The sequence below is a fragment of the Loigolactobacillus binensis genome (genome assembly GCF_005405165.1).
Lineage (GTDB): Bacteria > Bacillota > Bacilli > Lactobacillales > Lactobacillaceae > Loigolactobacillus > Loigolactobacillus binensis.
In genome coordinates this window covers 50,615-68,473 of record NZ_BJDN01000011.1, presented here as the reverse complement: position 1 = coordinate 68,473, position 17,859 = coordinate 50,615, and the positions used below count along the sequence as shown (strand labels likewise).

The window sequence follows — 17,859 nt, the reverse complement described above, 5'->3', positions numbered from 1 at the left end:
TTTTAAAATCTCTCCACCTTATCTAAAGTTATCTTTAAACGTTATCTTTTGACTAATTGTTTGTGTCAACAGCACTTTTTAGACCTAGTCCAAACTTAATGTGTCTAAAAATTGTTGACACGAAAACGACCGGCAAAACCAATTTGCCGGTTACAACAGATTATTACTGGCTATTATAACATACCGCTTCCGGCTCCGTTCTGCCGTCACGCCGCTTTGACCCTGTATAATTAGGGGAAACGAGCTACCCCCATCACCTAATTACGGCGCAACTAAAGTCGTGACCTTGCGCAAGCAATTTTGACGAGCCATGGCGTTAGGGTTCAAGCCCAACTCACCTTCCGGAACGGCACATCCCAACTGTGCATAATAAGCGCGCCAAAAAGGCAACAGTGTCTGCTGCGTAGGTGCTTTAAAACTCATTGGGCGCAACGTAAAAATCTGATCACTAGCAAAAGCCGCAAAAATAAAATCGGCGCAGTAATAGCCGGCTGCTGTTGGCGCGTAACTATGATTGTACACTTGCCCCAATTGGCTTTTAGCCTGAGCAATAATTAGCTCTGCTTGCAAAGGGTGTTGCACACGGTATAAGTCGACCAGCGCATAATGACGCTTTTGAAACGCTGCGTAAGGTTCCCGAATGCTGCCACTTTTTGGTAACGCGTGTAACACAAAAACCTGGTGCTTAGCGGTCACTTCAACTAAAGCCACATGATCATAATGTAGGTGTTGTCCAGCAGTGGTCGTACTCATGACGATCGCATTGGCAAAAGCATCGGCACGACTGGTAATAAATAGTAGATCAGCGTTTTTAAATAACTCAGTTGGCATCATTTTCAAATCCTTTAACGGTTATTTGCGGGGCAGCATTGCTTGCATCATCTCAATTTGATCATCGATTCGCTGCGCAGTGATGGCACCAGTGATCGCCAACACACTTAATCCTTCAATGATCAGCATGAATGTTTCCGCAAGCTCGGTTAAGCGTTGCGCGCGCAAAACGTTTTGGGTCACACCTAATTCTAAAATCGCATAAATAGTTTGTTGACTAGCGTTGATCTGCGCTTGTTGAAAGGCATGATCAGCGGCGGTGTTATGCGTATAGTAATATTCGTAAGTTGCACGCAGCAAACTGCTGCCGACGTGATTTAATAAGCGATCCTTATGTTCGGCAAAATATTTAGCCAGTAAATCATCAAAGGGATAATTGGCGCGAATATCAGCACGGATGCCATCAAATTTGCGACTACTTCTTTGGCCGATCACCGCAATAAAAATTGCATCCACCGAATCAAAGTACAAGTAGATGCCACCACGACTGATACCGCACTCATCAATAATGTCCTTCATGGTCACAGCTAATAACCCTTTGCGACTAAAAACCTGCCGCGCGCCTTCTAAAATTGCCGCGCGTTTAATTTGCTTTCGCTCTTCATTTGTTTTGCTTGGCATTAACAAACCTCTTTTATCTACGAAAAATAATTAATGACACACGTGTCATTTTGAAGTATAATCACCCCAATGATACCGGTATCATTAATTGAACTGACTGCCCTGACTATAACCATTACCTGTTTTTATCTCCATTTATTATACATGAATTCATTTATTTAACTAAAAACCCTGCTTGATTTATTTTGGTGCTTATTTCGTAACCCACGCAATCACGGCAGCGTTAAAAAATTGGAGCGAACAGCTATGACAAACGATCTACACACAAAAAAATTAGTTTACACTGCGATCATGTTGGCCATTTTATTCTTATTGTACGTTACGCCACTAGGCTTTTTGCAACTAGGCCCTTTTGCGATCACCACCTTACATATTCCGGTTATCGTTGGTTCAATCCTGCTCGGTTATAAACGCGGTGCTTTCCTAGGTCTAGTCTTTGGCCTGTTGAGTTTATACCGCTCAACCGTCACAATGACACCCACAAGTTTTGTTTTTTCACCTTTTGTGCCCGTCCCTGGCACTGGTCACGGCAATCTTTTGGCCCTTGTGGTTTCAATTTTACCGCGGGTGTTGGTTGGCATCATGCCAGCGTTAGTTTTTGCCCTGTTACGCAAAAAAGAACTCAATCGTAGTTTAAGTTATGGAATCGCCGGCTTTATTGGCTCATTGACGAATACGGTTTTAGTGTTAGGTTTAATGGGCCTGATTTTCGGTCAGCAATTAGGCTACCACTCTTTAAATGCGGTTCTGATCATGATCGGTGGCGTCATTCTTTCCAACGGCTTTGTTGAAATGATCGTGGCAACCCTAGTCACTATTTCACTGGCCAACGCCTTTAATGCAGTCGAAAAGCGCTTGTTAAAACCGACAAAATAATTTTCAGCCGTTTTTTACTTTACGATTAAGTCTATAATAGTGGTTGAACTATGGTAGTCGCAATACCGGCTAGAATGAAAAAGCAGGCTTCCTTGCCGCCACCGCGATCACTAGTTATAAACTTGGTGCTCCTGCACTTGGCTCGCTTAATCCCCTGGCATCCAACCGGGCACAGGGGTCGGCTTATAGGCATTAAATTAAAATGATTTGAAAACAATGACCAAATTATTTTCCAGCTATTACGAAGCAGCGTCTGCGCATTGCAGGCGTTTTTTTGCGCTTAAGCTGCGGTATCGTGCGCCGTGGTTCTAGTTGTGATCACCATTAAAATTTCTTTTTCTAATTCAATTATTGTAAACTAAAAGACGTTTTTACAATTTAATTGGCGTAAACTTAAGTTAATTTAAAGGTTCAACAGCTATCATTTTCCAGATGGAAATGCTACACTCAGCTAAAGAATAATTAATAGGAGGACCGTATCCAATGAAAAATCGCAGTCAATTGGTGATTGCTTTCAGCGTGATACTCATTGCGGTTTTCGGACTTTATATTTTGCAAAGCCAGCGTTACCGTGATACTTACTTGCCCCGGACAGAAGTTGCTGGGGTCGATGTAGGCGGTAAAACTGAAGCCCAAGCCAATCAGCTATTACAGAAGCATTTCAAGCAACAAAAATTCACCTTAGTCGAAGGTAAAAAGCAATTATTGAGTTTTACCGGTAAAACAGCCGGGGTCAACCCTGACTTCAGCCAAAAATTGGCCCAGTTGAAGCAACAGCAGAACCGTTGGGCTTGGCCCCTACATTTGCTGACCGGCACTAGTACGGCTCAGGCCAGCAAAAGCTTGAATATTGATCAAAGTACATTTGATCAGTTCTATAAACAGGCCCTGCACAAACTTAATCAAGGCCGTACAGCTAGCAAAAATGCTGCGGTGATCAAGCAAAATGGCAGTTATACCATTAGCAAAGCCGTTAATGGTAATCAATTTAGTGCTAAAAAACTAAAGGCAACGATTCAACAAGGTTTGGCCACCAGTAGCGGTCAAATAACGGTCAAGGCTGCTTACACTAAACCAACAGTGACCGCTGACAGTGCTACTCTAAAAACGGCCGTTAGTAAGTTGGAAAAAATTCATAATGAAAAGATCACTTACACGATCAATGGTTACAAGGTCGTTGTACCTAAAGCGACGATCTACAGCTGGACAACGTTCGCTAACGGTAAAGTCAGCTTAGATGAAGCTAAGGTTAAAGCTTATATCACTAGCTTGAATACAAAATACGCAACGATCAATAAGTCCCGGCAATTTAAGAGCACTAAGCGCGGGACGGTCACGGTTCCAGCCGGTATCTATGGTTGGAGCATCAATACCGCCAGTGAAACAACAACTTTGATGGCCAAGGTGCTTGAGGGCAAGGACTTCACTAGAACACCAACCATTCAAGGAACTGGCTACAGTACGGATAAATCCGATATTGGTAATACCTATGTTGAAGTTGATAAAACCAACCAGCACATGTGGTACTACAAAGATGGCAAGTTAGTCCTTGATACTGATGTCGTTACTGGTAAACCTGGGCAGGATACACCATCTGGAGTCGATTATATTTGGAGCAAACAGCGCAATGCTACTCTGAAAGGAACTAATGACGATGGTTCCGCCTACGCTTCACCAGTTAGCTACTGGATGCCAGTTGATTATACTGGTGTTGGTATCCATGATGCTTCTTGGCAGCCGAAATTCGGTGGCGATTGGTATAAGACCCATGGTTCTCATGGTTGTGTTAACACCCCAACCGCAGCAGTCGCTAAATTATATGCCGCCGTCAGCGCCGGTACACCCGTTATTATTTTCTAAGAAATAGGAGTTGTGACATAAATGATTTATGTCACAACTCCTATTTCTGTACCGCCGAACAATCAATATAGATAAAACATGTTCCACCAGGCAGTTTTTCCGCTTGCCGGTTTTCACCTTAATTGGGCGCGCGTTTTTGGCAATACAGTTTAGCAAGTATTAGCGTACTAATTCGCTAAACGGAACTTGCTTCCTACTGTCGCTTGGACTAAGCCAAGGTACAGCAAGTCCCGTTAATGTTTTTTAGTGATCAGCAGCAGGCCATCCCCTAAGGGCAGTAACGTTGCGATCAAAGTTGGTTCATTGAATACACGTTCAAGTAACTGGTTTAACTTGCGGTGAATGGCTTGATTACGATGAGCTATGGTGGTTTTAGCGGCGAAAACGGTACCGCCCTGTAAAACATCGTCGATCAACAATACCCCATCCGTGGCCAGCAGACGTAAACAATCATCCAGAAAATCTAAATACTTCGCTTTAGCACTATCCATAAAAATAAGATCATAGCTAGGCGTTAAGGTTGGTAAAATATCTGCGGCATCGCCTGCCAACAAATTGATCTGTTTTTCTAAACCTAAACGCGCAATGTTTGCGCGCGCGTGTTCCAGCATTAACGGATAACGGTCAATGCTGGTCACCTGTCCCGTTGGCCCCATGCAAGTCGCAAACAAACTAGCCGAAAAGCCAATGGCGGTGCCTACTTCCAACACGGTCCGTGGCCGTTGCAGGTTGATCAAGGTTTGCATGAATGTTACTGTTTCATGTGGAATCACTGGCACCCCATCCGCATGGGCCTTTTTTTCTAACTCACCTAAAGCGCCCGTTAATTGGGTCGTTTGCTGGCGTAAAAAGGCTAGTACCTCAGGCTTAACGACTGGGCGGTGCATCATTTCATTGTGCATCTATCGTTCCTACTTTCATTAAATTTTTCTAATTTGTTAAACCGAATAATGGTCTATTATTCGATTATAGATTATGCTATGGTAGAATTAAAATGAGAATTATCTAATCTGGAGGCAAAAAAAGCATGTTATTAAAATCATTGGTGCAAATCAAGGAGCAGGTGACCACGATCAAGGAAACTGCAACCTTAGCTGAAGCACTGACCATTTTGGAAGATACTGGCTACCGTTGCGTGCCGATTCTCGATGAATCCGGCCAAATTTTTCGCGGTAATATCTACAAAATGCATATTTATCGGCATAAATCACGGGGCGGCGCGATGGATCTGCCCGTTACTCATTTATTGAAAAATGCCACCAAATATATTCCCATCGATGCCCCATTTTTCAAAATTTTCTTTACGATCAAGGATCTACCTTACGTCGCCGTTTTGGACCAGCATAATTACTTTTATGGTATTTTGACCCACAACCATCTGATGACTATGTTATCACAATCTTGGAACGTTAACGTTGGGAGCTACGTGCTGACCGTTGTTTCTACTGGTGAGCGCGGGGATCTAACCGATATGTCCCGGATCATCTCGCGCTATGTGTCGATCGCCAATTGCATTACTTTAGATTCGGAACAAGGTGAATTGATTCGGCGGACTTTATTCACTTTACCAGCGGGTACTTCTGAAGACACTTTACACAAAATCATTGATCATCTGCAACGCAAGGAATTTACCGTTCCTGAAGTTGAAGATCTGCGTGCTGAATAGAAGTTAATTTTTTAAATCATTTATTTCCTGAACGGCTATGGAAATAAATGATTTTTTGATTGGCAAACAAAAAAGACGGTGACCTTGAACTAACCTGGTCACCGTCTTGCTCGTTTACCAAACTCGCTGGTTAAAATGGCCGTCAAAACAGACGGATCAAGTCAGCCAATTTAATCAATCTCATCGGTGGTTTCTTCATGCGGTGCATTAGCCTTAGCGGCAGCACTTTGCATTTTACCTAAAACTGCCCGGGCGATTGGCCCTACGATCAATAATTGTAACGGTAAGGCAACGATTAAATTAAACAACCACGTATGCCCGTAAGTAGCTAAAACATTGCCCCCTAAATTGTGCGCCATGATCATACCGAAAAGCGACATACAGGACACCATACCGAGCACCATCATCACAGAAATCGTAATGCCGATCAAAACAACATTTTTCTTCATGTAATCGTTAATGATGTAGCGAAAGGCCAAGCCCTTAGCGATCGGACCCACAATTAATAGATCTAAAATAACGGCAACTAATAAACCGCCTGGGTATTCAGTCAATGAATTTAACAAAAAGCCCTTGGTAAATCCTTGAACTAGCATAACGTTATAACAAACCATAACGAATACCATTAAACCAGCCATGATGGCCGTAAAAACAACTTCTTCTTTCCAATTACGTGGCATTATTTTTCTCCTATTCCTGACACAATGTTGATCAGTATACAAAAAATCAAGCCGCCACGTAAGTTACATTTATATTACATTTCTTGTAAGCCTTGATCGTTCAAAGTTAGCACGCCTTATTTTCTATTTTGAATGCCGCTCTGCGATCAAGATGCGAATTGATTTGCGCAACGATTTGAAGACTCCTGCATCGGAATAGACTAAAACATTGGCCCGATATAATTGCAACGCTAAAAAAGTAAACCCGATCAGCGTGACTAAAGTGATTCCTAAGCTCAAATAGGCTGGTCCTGCAGTAACATTGCCCATCGCGTAACGGACAGTCATAACGTTTTGCGAAACAAAGGGAATATACGAGCTGATGGCTACCACCGGCGAATTATTATTGCCCATCGCCAAAAAGCCGCCCATATAGCCTAGAAAACCTAACGCGGTCAGCGGCGTGATCGCCTGTTGGATCTGTTCTTGACGTGAAACTAATGACGCCAACATGGCCGCTAACACGGTGTACAAACAAATCGCCAAAAAGGCAAATAAAATCGTGAAGAGGATCGGCCCAGAGAATAACTGTTGTAGATCAAGTTGGTTCAAAAAGGCTTGCGCAAAAGCATAGTGGTGGACGAAAATGTAGCCAACTGCACCAAAAACACCATAAATCAACAGTTGGGTGATCACCAAGCCAAGCATACCGCTAATTTTACCAAAAAATTGGGTCGTCGCACTAACACTGGAAAGAACGATCTCCATAATTCGTGAGCCTTTTTCTGCACCAATTTCTTGTGCGATCATCCCCGCATAACTCATGATGAACAATAAAATGATCACCGTGATCGCCATTGCTAAGCTACCATTGGCTGCTTGCTGCGCGTTAGAACGGTTTTCTTGCTTACCTTGAGTAAAACTGACTGTGCGGTGTTGGACGGTGACTGGCTGTAATAAACGGGTCAGCTCGGCCTGTGACAGTTGCAACTGTGTTGCCGTTACCAGCATATGCTGGTTGGTCAAAACTTCACTGAGCACTTTAGTGTCCAACTGGGGGCTATTATCACGACTGACGTAGGTCGCCGTTAAGCGTTGCTGGGCCTGCTTTAAGGTCAAGTAACCTGCGATTTTTTCCTGACGCAAGGCCTTTTTGGCCGCCGTTAACGTGGTTATTTTGCGATCGACTTGGTATTTCTTATTGCTGGGATCATTGAGATTGACCTGAACCCCATTAGCCGCTTTTTTTGTCGGCGTCACGATTTGATAGGCAGTTCGATCACTGATCACGGCGATCTTAGGCGTTTCTTGGCCCGTTGCAAAGAAATAGCCAATGATCCCCCCGATCAGCGCGATCACTAGAGGTGAAAGAACCATCCACAAAAAAGTGCCGCTGCGTAAATTTTTCAAATAAACTTGCCGGGTCACTACCCAAAACTTAGTCATTGCTAACACCTGCCTTCATTCGGAAAATTTCGTCTAAACTCGGTGGTTGCTGACTAAATTCCGGAATATAACCGTCTTTAGTTGCGGCAGTAAAGATCACCTGACCCACTGCTGGATCAGCCAAGGTCAATTCAAATCGTTCACCATGCTGCACAATTTTCTTAACGCCTGTAAATTGATGTAACTCAGCTGCAGTCAACCGCGACTGCAGAAATAATTTGGTTCGCCCGAAGTGATTGCGGATCGCAGCAACTTCCCCATTTAATACCACTTGCCCACCCCGCAGCATAACTAAATGATCACTGATCGCCGCCACGTTTGCCATATCGTGACTTGAAAAAATAATCGCGCTACCCTGACGTTTCATTTCCAAAATACCAGCTTCTAACAAGCTTGCATTAACCGGATCTAGGCCACTAAAAGGTTCATCCAAAATCATTAATTTAGGTTGGTGGATCATCGTTGCGATCAATTGCACTTTTTGCTGATTGCCTTTAGACAAGTCCCTGATTTTATCCGTTTTTTTACCTTTAACTTGAAAGCGATCCAACCAACCGTCAATTTGCGGTTTGATCACCCGCGCTTTTTTACCGCGTAATTCAGCAAAATAAACGATCTGCTGTTCGATCGTCATTTTAGGGTATAAACCCCGCTCCTCAGGTAGATAACCGATCTCATTATAATCGTGACGGGTCAACGGTTGACCATTCCATAAAATGGTTCCTGTATCTGGAGTCAGAAAATTTAAAATCATCCGAAAGGTGGTGGTTTTACCAGCCCCGTTTTGGCCGATCAAACCTAAGATCTGGCCATCTGCTACTTTAAAACTTTCATGATCTACTGCCGTCATATTGCCAAACGTTTTCACTAAATCGCTAAGCTCAAGCAATCATTTCGCCTCCATTATTTTAAATAACTTTAGAATACCGTAGCGTAAGCGCTAACACAACCAATAAAAAAAGATCCCGCAGCAATTCTGCCACTGGGGTCCTCTTTAAGTAAGTTAGTTCTGATCTGCAGCAATCAACGCAGTGATCACCACTAAGTATTAAAGGTTTTTTAGAGCAACACTAACAGCCAACGCTTCATCAACATGCGTCATCACCTCATCGCTTAGGTGGGTAACTTTATCGCGTAACCGTTGCTTATCAATTGTCCGAATCTGTTCTAATAAAATGACGGAATCTTTTTCGATTCCCGTTTGTCGCGCCTTAATACCAACGTGCGTCGGCATTTTTGGTTTCTGAATTTTCGCAGTGATCGCCGCGACGATCACCGTCGGGCTGTAATGGTTACCAATATTATTTTGGATCACCAAAACAGGGCGCATACCCCCCTGCTCCGAACCCACTACCGGTGAAAGATCAGCGAAAAAGATATCACCGCGCTTAACAACTAGCTCCAATCAGCACCCCCTAACTGATACCGTTACACTAACGGATACGTGCTGCAGCCTCTTCTTCACAATTACAAAACTCCGCACAAATTTCTGTATTCAAAGAAGCCATTTCCGCGTAACCATGCGCAAGGGAATCTAATTTGGCTTGATGCTTAGCCAAAAAAGCCAGCATGTCATCATGATCTAACTTCGTTTCGTTGATCCCATAATAATCACAAAAAACGTTAACTTTATTGCGTAACGCTTGATCCTGATCAACCGCCAACTGCTGTTTTATTTTTAGTTCCATGTTGATGACCCCCAAAAGCCCATTAGTGCAAGATATTATCTCCATTATAGTACCACGCAAGCTTGTGAATGAAAAGGTAAATTCACAAGCTAAGCTTTTTCTGGTAAATAGATCCGCGGTACCCGCTCAGTTAAGTTACAAGCAATTTCATAATGGATCGTCTGCGCATATGCGGCAACATCTTGTAAACTGATCGTTTGGCCACCATTTTCGCCAACTAAAGTCGCTTTAGTTCCCACCGGCAATTGTTTAGGTAACCGAATCATCAATTGATCCATACAAATTCGGCCAATGATCTCGCAGTATTGACCGGCAACTAAAACATGAAAACCCTGTAGCCGCCGCTGCCAACCATCAGCATAACCAACTGGCAAAGTCCCGACCCACTCCGTTTGTTTAGCGTGATAGGTGGCACCATAACTGACCGCAGCACCAGCTTGAATTTGCTTAACAAAAACTAATTCCGATTCAAAACTTAGGGCTGGTTGCAACGGATAGGGCGGCTGCAGTGCCGCCCCGGATGGATTAAGCCCGTATAGCGCCACACCAAAGCGTATCATATTACCATTACAAGCCGCGTGCCATAAGCTAGTGGCGGAGTTAGAAACATGCACATAGCGCGGTTCAACTGCTAATGCTTGCCGCATCTGTTGGAAACTAGCAACTTGCTGCTTAAAGTAAGTTGTATCCTGTTCATCGGCAGTGGCAAAATGCGTAAACAGGCCTTCCAAATTAAATTCGGCGTGTTGCCGTAAAAATGTATCTGCTTGTTGTAAGGCCGGCGCATCGCGAAAACCGATGCGGCCCATCCCGCTATCCACTGCAAAATGAATCGCCAAACTAGCCGTCAGTTGTCCAGCTTGGAGCACCGGCAAAGCTGCCGCTAACCAATCTTGTGACCCCACAGATAACGAAATATGCGCTGCTGCTGCCAATTTAGCGTAAGCCGGACTGGTGATTCCCAATACTAAAATTGGCTCCGTGAAACCCGCTTGCCGCAGTCCTAACGCTTCATCCAAAATAGCAACACAAAAGCCAGTTGCCCCAGCGTGCTTAGCGGTTGTCGCTACTTCAACCATCCCGTGACCATAGCCATTAGCTTTAACCACTGCCCACAAAGCTGTCGCCTGCGGCAGTGTTTTCAATTCTTGTTGAATATTAGCTTTAATTGCTTGCCGATCGATCACTAATTGCGTCGGCCGATGTAATCCACTTACCATTAAGCGGTCCCTCTTTCCAAAATAACTTCCGACATCACCAAAGTATCAGTGTGCGAAAGCGAAACTAATGCCCGGCCAGCGAACGGATTCTTCGTTACAACTGGCTTGCCTAATTCATCATCGAGCACTTCAATATCAAGAAAACTAACTTGGCCTAAGCCGGTGCCTAACGCTTTGCCAAAAGATTCCTTAACCGAAAAACGGCCCGTTAAATATTCAGCCTGCCTTTTAGGCGACAAATCTGCATAGATTGCTAATTCCGCAGCAGTCAATACGCGCGCTTTAAATTGCGAATTTTTAGTCTGTGCTGCTTGAATACGCGCAATATCTGTTATATCAACACCCAGTCCAAAAATCAACCGTCAGCGCTCCTCATCAAGTTCTAATTTTAAAAAATAAACTACTTTTACATTCTAGCAAATTTTGCCGGCAACTGCATAAACTTGTCGCTAAATTTATCTAGCGGTGGTCATTTTGAAAAGTTTTCTTATTTTTTAAGCGCTTCCAACTACCGGTTAAGGCGATTTTGTGGTAAACTTTAGGTTCAATATAATACGGAGGCTTAATTTATGAAGATTGTTATACTCGCGGGCGGACGTAGCCCTGAACGAAATGTTTCCCTATCATCCGGCGCTAAAATCACTAACGCGCTACGCGAAAAAGGTCACGCAGCCGTTTTGATCGACCTGTTCTTAGGCGATAAGTTAAGTGACGTCAAAACCGTTGATGAGGTTTTCCAACGGGATGCAACGACGACAAACTATGCCATTAGCGACGAAATTTTAACTAACGAAGCCATCGACGCTTTACGCACAGATGGCACCAAAGGTCTGTTTGGTCAAAACGTACTTGAAATTTGTGCTGCTGCGGACATCGTTTTTCTCGGTTTGCATGGCGAAGACGGTGAAAATGGTAAGGTCCAAGCGGCCTTTGACCTTTTTGGCATTCGTTATACCGGTAGCGGTTCATTAGCATCTGGTGTCACCATGGACAAGAAAATATCTAAAGAATTATTACTGCACAATCGCATTAAAACCGCCGGTTACATTGCGGTTAAAAAGGGGCAAGCTGCGCCCCACCCAACTTTCGGCTTTCCTGTTGTGGTTAAACCATCAAATGGTGGCTCTAGCATCGGTATGCAGATCGCCAATGATCAAGCCGAATTAGAAGCGGCTTTACCGGATGCCTTTCAGTTTGATGACGAAGTGGTGATCGAAGAATATATCAACGGCCGTGAATTCTCAATGGGCGTGGTTAATGGTGTGGCTATGCCGGCAATTGAAATTATCGTCAATGATGGTTGGTACGATTTTGAACATAAATTTCAAGAAAATCAGACAACATTTAAAACACCGGCCGCTATTCCTGACGATGTTCACGCCGAGATGAAAACCATTGCGATCCAAACAATGGACGTCCTCGGCTTGACCAACTACGGCCGCATCGACTTTTTCTGGAATGACGATGGTATCTATGTGATCGAAGGTAATTCACTGCCTGGGATGACGCCACTGTCCTTACTACCACAAGAAGCTACGGCAGCTGGTATCAGCTATCCCGACCTATGTGAACAGATCGTAGAAGGTAAACTGGCCCTTTATGCGGCCGAATAACTTATGCTAAAAAGCCTAATTCGCAACTACTGCGAACTGGGCTTTTTTTAGCTTGTACTGTCCCGATTTGCTTGCTATACTCACAACAAATGGGGTGAGAAAATGCAAGCTTTAACAACCAACAAACTTTATTACGGTTTTCCAATTTTCATTCTCGGTTACGCTGATCAGCAATTTGGCGCCAATTTGACGACCTGCAGTTCATCGTATTCCTTAGGTAACATGCTAGTTTTTGGCCTCGCCAGCGACACCAATGCGGCGCAGCAAATCACGCATTACCGCCAATGTTCACTCAATGTGCTGGGCGCGGCTGACATGCTGCTCGTCGAACAGGCAGGTTTCCATCATCGCCAAGCAAAATTAAGCACGGCCATTGCCTATCATTTTGCGGCTAACACTAAAATTCCCCTTTTGGAACAGGCGCAAATCAATTTACTGGTCAAAATCGACACGATCACAGTAGTTGGTGACTACACTAACTTCACCGGACATATTCAGCAACGTTGGGCAAATGACCACTTGATCCAGGCCGGCAAATTTCAGCCCGCCCGCCTCCAACCAGTTTTGTACGTCGGCGATGACCACAGGCGACTATACCGCTTTGTCACCGAAACTACTACTGCTAATGGCGCCTACCTTAAACAGGCCCGGCAAAAGAACAAGAAAAGGACGCCTGACTAGCAATAACGGTGCACAAGCTGTACGCACAAAAAAATGACGGCATACTGCCAGTTCTTTTCTGTGACTTAGCTTATATTCGACCGCGTTGGCATGTGTCAGAATTAGGTGGGCAACCGGTAATTTCCTTGCGTAACTCGAAATAGCCCAAATTGTACGCAAAAAAACCAGTAAAAGCAGATTTACCTGTTTTTACTGGTTTTTTGTTTAGCAATCATTTAATTTACGAACTAGCACACTGGTTAAGCGTGTGTATGGATCGTGTAATTACGTTTGCCGCCATCTTTTTTATCGAACCGTTTTTTACGATCATAACGATTGTCGCGTGATTTACTGTGACCACCAGCACTGCGGCCGCCACCATTATGGCTGCTGTTGCCGCCACGCCGATCACGATCATTATTGCGATGACCGCCACGGTAGCCACCACTACGGCGACCATTGCCGCTATGACCACCGCCACGGCGAGGTAACGGCCGTTCCGGTGTGATTTTAACTGGTACTTCGGAAGCATCGTCCTTAGCAGTTGCTTTTAACAAAGCTGCAGCTAATTGCAATGGTGTGTAGTCATCTAATAACTTTTCACCCTGGGCTTCATAGCCAGTCAAATCTTTATCGTCGATCAGTTCATGGATCGTTTCAACTGCAGAAGACAACTGACCTTGGAGGGCTTCTTTAGCCGTTGGTGCCTTCAATGGTTGCATCTTCAGGCGAGTTAATTTTTCGATCGTCCGTAAGTAACCCATTTCGTTAGGTGTTACGAAAGTGATCGAAGTGCCTTTGTGGCCAGCACGAGCCGTCCGGCCAACCCGATGAACATAACTATCTGGATCTTGGGGAACATCATAGTTATAAACATGGGTAACCCCGGAAATATCCAAGCCCCGCGCAGCAACATCGGTAGCCACTAAAATATCCAAACGACCAGCCTTAAATGACCGTAAAACGCTCATCCGTTTTTGTTGCGACAAGTCGCCATGAATACCTTCAGCGTTGTAGCCCCGGGCACGTAATCCTTTAGATAATTCGTCAACGCGCCGTTTAGTCCGGCCAAAGACGATCGTCAATTCTGGCTGTTGAACGTCAAACAACCGGGTCATAACATCAAACTTTTCAAACTCTTTTGTCTGAACAAAATATTGATCCAATAAGTCAGCCGTTAATTCTTTAGCTTTAATTTGAACCATTTTGGGATCGTGCATGAAACGGTCAGCAATTTTACGAATTGCGGCCGGAATCGTTGCGGAGAATAATAATGTTTGCCGTGTTTCGGGTACTTGTTGGACAATCTTTTCAATGTCTTCCAAGAAACCCATATCTAGCATTTCGTCAGCTTCATCTAAAACCAACGTTTGCACGTGGTCTAAACGAATTGTCCGCCGGTTGATGTGATCTTGTAAGCGACCAGGTGTACCGACGATGATTTGGGGATGATCTTTTAATGAGCGAATCTGCCGACCAATATCAGCACCGCCATAAACGGCCTGAACCTTGGCGTGTTTGTCCTGACCTAAGCGGTAAAGTTCTTCTTGGGTTTGGACAGCTAATTCGCGGGTTGGTGAAATAATCAATGCTTGTACGTTAGGATTTTCGAGATCAATTCTCTGTAAGATCGCCAAGCCAAAAGCAGCAGTTTTACCGGTACCAGTTTGGGCCTGGCCGATAACGTCGACGCCACTTAATGCCAACGGAATCGTTTCCGATTGAATTGGGGTTGCTTCCTCGAAGCCTTGGCGTTTAATTGCTTTTAGTAACTCTGGATCTAAACCTAAATCTGTAAATTTCAAATAGTTTCCTCCTCGGGTCTGTTAAACGATTTGCAAAACAGTTCCCGATCCCATTCGCGTCTGCCTTGCAAAAACTTTTGATGCTTTCAAATTTGCATCTTTACTATGTTATCATGAATACCCACTAAAAACAAATTTTTGCAACAATTGATTTTCATGAAACCGTTCTGATATTCGCTACATCAGTGACCCCCATTTACAATGAGAACCAGCAACTAAAAAGGATCATAACAAGATCATTGGACTTATTTTGAAGCCTAACTTAAATAAGTCCTAATGCTGGTTATGACCTTTGGTTTATTTTTTTAAATCATTTTAACGCGCTATTTTTGTGTGGCGCAATTCTTTAAGTAGTCCCTAAATCCGGGTTAGCGACTTTTAGTTCGGCTATGATCTAATATTGTCAACTAAGCGGTGGCCTGTAAAGCGTGGAGCACTTCATCGAGGTGCAGCCCGTTACTGGCCTTTAACAACACCGCATCCGTCGCCGTGATCGTGGCCAACAGGTCAGTGATCATCGTCAGCTTCTTATTCAGTGGATAATAATGAATACGTCCCGCAAAATCCGGCTTTTTAGCCAACGCATCAGCCAAAGCCTGCATATGCGAACCCAATAAATAAACGGCATCAATTGTCGCCGGATCCAACGCCTGCGCCACTTCAGCGTGAAGTGCTGGTGCTTGCTCACCGAGTTCCAACATATCACCTAAAACCGCGATCCGCCGGCCGGTGACTGGCACTGCGGCAAAAGCCCGCAAAACAGCCATCATTGCCGTTGGGTTGGCGTTATAAACGTCACTTAAAATTTGTTCACCTTGTGCCCCTGTGACCCATTCCGTCCGATTTTTGGTGAGCTGTAATTCAGCTAAAGCAGTTTGCATCCGCTGCGGTTGGATCTGAAAAATAGTGCCAATAGTGATCGCAGCCATCGCATTGTTCACATTATAAGTGCCTAACAATGGCAAATGAAAGTTGGTCTCCGGAAATTGGTTTAATGTAAAGTCGATCTGTTTACTGCCGGCAGTCACCGCAGTTGGGTAAAGGTCGTTGCTGGGTTCCTGACCAAAAGTTTTAGTGCGCTGGGCCAAATCTTTTGTCCGACTGCGCAGTAGTGGCTCGTCACCGTTATAGATCAAAACGCCATCTTCCTTGAGGCCGTGGGTGATCTCCATTTTAGCGTCGGCTATTTTAGCCCGCGTGCCAAAAAATTCAATGTGAGCTTCACCGATCATTGTAATCACCGCAATGTCAGGCGCCACCAGCCGGCTAAGAAAATCGAGTTGGCCGGGACGATCCATCCCCATTTCCAACACCAGAGTTTCCGTGTTAGCACTCATATTTAAAATCGTAACCGGTACCCCAATTTCATTATTAAAGTTACCGTGCGTTTTAACAACGTTGGTGTGAGGTGCTAAAATTGCGGCCGTCATATCTTTGGTAGTCGTTTTACCATCACTGCCCGTAATAGCGATCACCCGCGGGTCAAGCTTATTTAAATAATACTTGGCCAGCTGTTGCAAGGCCTTCAGTGGATCACGCACTTCTAAAATCGGAAAATCAGTGGGTTTGCCTGGATGGCCTAATTGCCAAAACGCGGCTACTGCACCATTTTGTTGGGCATTGCCAATATAATCGTGACCATCATTAGCGGCAACCAACGGAACAAATAAGGCGCCGGCAGTTAGCTGGCGAGAATCAAAACCAATACTGGTGACCTCTAAATCTTGCCAGCGTGAATAATCATTTTCCGCGGCAACCGCTTGGGCGATTTCTGCAAGTTGCATTTTCATAAATTAAAAACTCCTACTTATCATTTAAAGTTTAAGGTTTAAAAATTCTGTTGCGCACGTTGACGTTTAAACCGTTTCAACGCTAATTGAATCAATTCTTCGATCAGATCACCACTATTTAGTCCCATTTTCTGCCAGAGCTGCGGATACATGGCGTATTGATCGAACATTGGCATGGTATTGATCTCATTCAAGAAAACATCACCATTAGCCGTTAGGAAGAAATCACAACGGGCTAAACCCGAACCATCCATGATGGCATAAGCTTGTTGCGCATACGTCTGCATCTTGGTGATTATTTCGGTGGCGATCGCTGCCGGAATTTCTAACTTCAATTGGCCACGGGATTGTTTAGCGCCGTGGTCAACAAAGTTAGTTTGCTTGATCACTTCACCTGGCATCGTAAATTTTAAAGTCGTATCGCCTAACAGACCAAGCTCAATTTCACGAGCCACCACGCCCTGCTCGACTAGTACTCGGGAAGCATAGCTGAAAGCTCGTTCGATGGCCGCCATTAATTCGGCCCGATCACTGACTTGACTGACCCCTAAACTAGAACCAAGATTCGCAGGTTTAACGTACATCGGGTACAATAACGAGCCTTCACAACGAGCCAAAACTTTATCCGCAGCTTCTTGCCACTGCGCCTTCAATACTGGTACATAAGGTACTTGCGGAATGCCCGTTTGCTGGAATAGCATTTTGCTAACAATCTTGTCCATCCCTACCGCACTGGCCAAAACGCCATCACCAACATACGGAACACCCAACGACTGTAATAAGCCTTGAATCGTACCGTCTTCGGCATTTTGTCCGTGCATCACTGGAAAAACGACTGCATCAGTAATGGTCATATCCCCGGGACGTACCGCAACCCCGATCGAAGGGCCTTCAGCTGTAAAATGTGCCGTCTCCCCAGCAAGTAGCCGTAATTCGGCAGCATTATTCAATGGTTCATGTAAAGTTGCGCCGCGTAACCATTCACCGGTTTGTGTGATATAAATCGGGCACACGGAATAGTATTTAAAATATATTGCGCGAATGACTGCGAACGCCGAATTGATCGATAAATCATGTTCCGCATTTTGACCGCCATAAAGTAGGTAAATCTGCATACGCGCCCT

18 protein-coding genes are annotated in these 17,859 nt (G+C 44.5%); 5 read left to right on the top strand and 13 right to left on the bottom strand.

The genetic code is table 11. From position 1 onward, the window contains the following. Positions 1 to 261: 261 nt before the first annotated feature. On the bottom strand, positions 262 to 834 hold the full coding sequence (locus tag FFM78_RS06825; RefSeq protein ID WP_137637700.1) for a YiiX/YebB-like N1pC/P60 family cysteine hydrolase: 573 nt from the start codon (positions 832 to 834) through the stop codon (positions 262 to 264). Positions 835 to 852: 18 nt separating this feature from the next. After that, positions 853 to 1,452, bottom strand: coding sequence for a TetR/AcrR family transcriptional regulator (locus FFM78_RS06820; RefSeq protein ID WP_137637699.1), 600 nt, complete (start codon positions 1,450 to 1,452; stop codon positions 853 to 855). Positions 1,453 to 1,698: 246 nt separating this feature from the next. On the opposite strand from FFM78_RS06820, the gene FFM78_RS06815 reads away from it, so the two are divergent. Then, on the top strand, positions 1,699 to 2,328 hold the full coding sequence (locus tag FFM78_RS06815) for an ECF transporter S component (RefSeq protein WP_137637698.1): 630 nt from the start codon (positions 1,699 to 1,701) through the stop codon (positions 2,326 to 2,328). A gap of 483 nt (positions 2,329 to 2,811) precedes the next feature. Further along, complete coding sequence (locus FFM78_RS06810) at positions 2,812 to 4,188, top strand: L,D-transpeptidase family protein (RefSeq protein ID WP_137637697.1); 1,377 nt, start codon at positions 2,812 to 2,814, stop codon at positions 4,186 to 4,188. Positions 4,189 to 4,421: 233 nt separating this feature from the next. Here FFM78_RS06810 and FFM78_RS06805 read toward each other — a convergent pair whose 3' ends face one another. After that, a complete protein-coding gene (locus FFM78_RS06805) occupies positions 4,422 to 5,090 on the bottom strand; it encodes an O-methyltransferase (protein ID WP_137637696.1) in 669 nt (222 codons plus the stop codon). A 125-nt stretch (positions 5,091 to 5,215) separates the two neighbouring features. Between FFM78_RS06805 and cbpA the strand changes: the two genes are divergently transcribed. Next, positions 5,216 to 5,854 (top strand): cyclic di-AMP binding protein CbpA, encoded by a 639-nt coding sequence (gene cbpA, locus FFM78_RS06800; protein ID WP_137637695.1) that lies wholly within the window; start codon positions 5,216 to 5,218, stop codon positions 5,852 to 5,854. Between the two features lie 170 nt (positions 5,855 to 6,024). On the opposite strand, the gene FFM78_RS06795 is transcribed toward cbpA, so the two are convergent. The 7 genes from FFM78_RS06795 to acpS all read right to left on the bottom strand — a co-directional run bounded on the left by FFM78_RS06795 (position 6,025) and on the right by acpS (position 11,226). Then, on the bottom strand, positions 6,025 to 6,534 hold the full coding sequence (locus FFM78_RS06795) for a DUF2798 domain-containing protein (RefSeq protein WP_137637694.1): 510 nt from the start codon (positions 6,532 to 6,534) through the stop codon (positions 6,025 to 6,027). A gap of 123 nt (positions 6,535 to 6,657) precedes the next feature. Then, a complete protein-coding gene (locus FFM78_RS06790) occupies positions 6,658 to 7,959 on the bottom strand; it encodes an ABC transporter permease (protein ID WP_137637693.1) in 1,302 nt (433 codons plus the stop codon). Continuing rightward, positions 7,952 to 8,848, bottom strand: a complete 897-nt coding sequence (locus FFM78_RS06785; protein WP_137637692.1) for an ABC transporter ATP-binding protein — start codon at positions 8,846 to 8,848, stop codon at positions 7,952 to 7,954. The genes FFM78_RS06790 and FFM78_RS06785 overlap by 8 nt, the downstream gene beginning before the upstream one ends. Before the next feature lie 159 nt (positions 8,849 to 9,007). Beyond that, entirely contained in the window at positions 9,008 to 9,364 is a 357-nt protein-coding gene (locus tag FFM78_RS06780; RefSeq protein ID WP_137637691.1) for a type II toxin-antitoxin system PemK/MazF family toxin, read from the bottom strand. A gap of 28 nt (positions 9,365 to 9,392) precedes the next feature. Continuing rightward, entirely contained in the window at positions 9,393 to 9,647 is a 255-nt protein-coding gene (locus tag FFM78_RS06775; RefSeq protein ID WP_137637690.1) for a hypothetical protein, read from the bottom strand. Positions 9,648 to 9,736: 89 nt separating this feature from the next. Next, positions 9,737 to 10,867, bottom strand: a complete 1,131-nt coding sequence (alr, locus tag FFM78_RS06770; protein WP_137637689.1) for an alanine racemase — start codon at positions 10,865 to 10,867, stop codon at positions 9,737 to 9,739. After that, the gene (gene acpS, locus FFM78_RS06765) at positions 10,867 to 11,226 is read right to left on the bottom strand and encodes a holo-ACP synthase (RefSeq protein ID WP_137637688.1); all 360 of its coding nucleotides are present in this window, start codon (positions 11,224 to 11,226) and stop codon (positions 10,867 to 10,869) included. Before acpS ends, alr begins: the two co-directional genes overlap by 1 nt. Before the next feature lie 210 nt (positions 11,227 to 11,436). On the opposite strand from acpS, the gene FFM78_RS06760 reads away from it, so the two are divergent. Together FFM78_RS06760 and FFM78_RS06755 are read left to right on the top strand one after the other, a co-directional pair. After that, a complete protein-coding gene (locus tag FFM78_RS06760; RefSeq protein WP_137637687.1) occupies positions 11,437 to 12,480 on the top strand; it encodes a D-alanine--D-alanine ligase family protein in 1,044 nt (347 codons plus the stop codon). Positions 12,481 to 12,582: 102 nt separating this feature from the next. Further along, positions 12,583 to 13,161 carry a flavin reductase gene (locus FFM78_RS06755; RefSeq protein ID WP_137637686.1) on the top strand — a complete coding sequence of 193 codons (579 nt, stop codon included), beginning with the start codon at positions 12,583 to 12,585 and terminating at the stop codon, positions 13,159 to 13,161. A gap of 239 nt (positions 13,162 to 13,400) precedes the next feature. Here FFM78_RS06755 and cshA read toward each other — a convergent pair whose 3' ends face one another. The 3 genes from cshA to FFM78_RS06740 all read right to left on the bottom strand — a co-directional run bounded on the left by cshA (position 13,401) and on the right by FFM78_RS06740 (position 17,850). After that, the gene (gene cshA / locus FFM78_RS06750) at positions 13,401 to 14,945 is read right to left on the bottom strand and encodes a degradosome RNA helicase CshA (protein WP_137637685.1); all 1,545 of its coding nucleotides are present in this window, start codon (positions 14,943 to 14,945) and stop codon (positions 13,401 to 13,403) included. A 407-nt stretch (positions 14,946 to 15,352) separates the two neighbouring features. After that, the gene (locus FFM78_RS06745; protein ID WP_137637684.1) at positions 15,353 to 16,735 is read right to left on the bottom strand and encodes a UDP-N-acetylmuramoyl-tripeptide--D-alanyl-D-alanine ligase; all 1,383 of its coding nucleotides are present in this window, start codon (positions 16,733 to 16,735) and stop codon (positions 15,353 to 15,355) included. Positions 16,736 to 16,773: 38 nt separating this feature from the next. Then, positions 16,774 to 17,850, bottom strand: coding sequence for a D-alanine--D-alanine ligase family protein (locus FFM78_RS06740; protein ID WP_137637683.1), 1,077 nt, complete (start codon positions 17,848 to 17,850; stop codon positions 16,774 to 16,776). Positions 17,851 to 17,859: the final 9 nt, after the last annotated feature.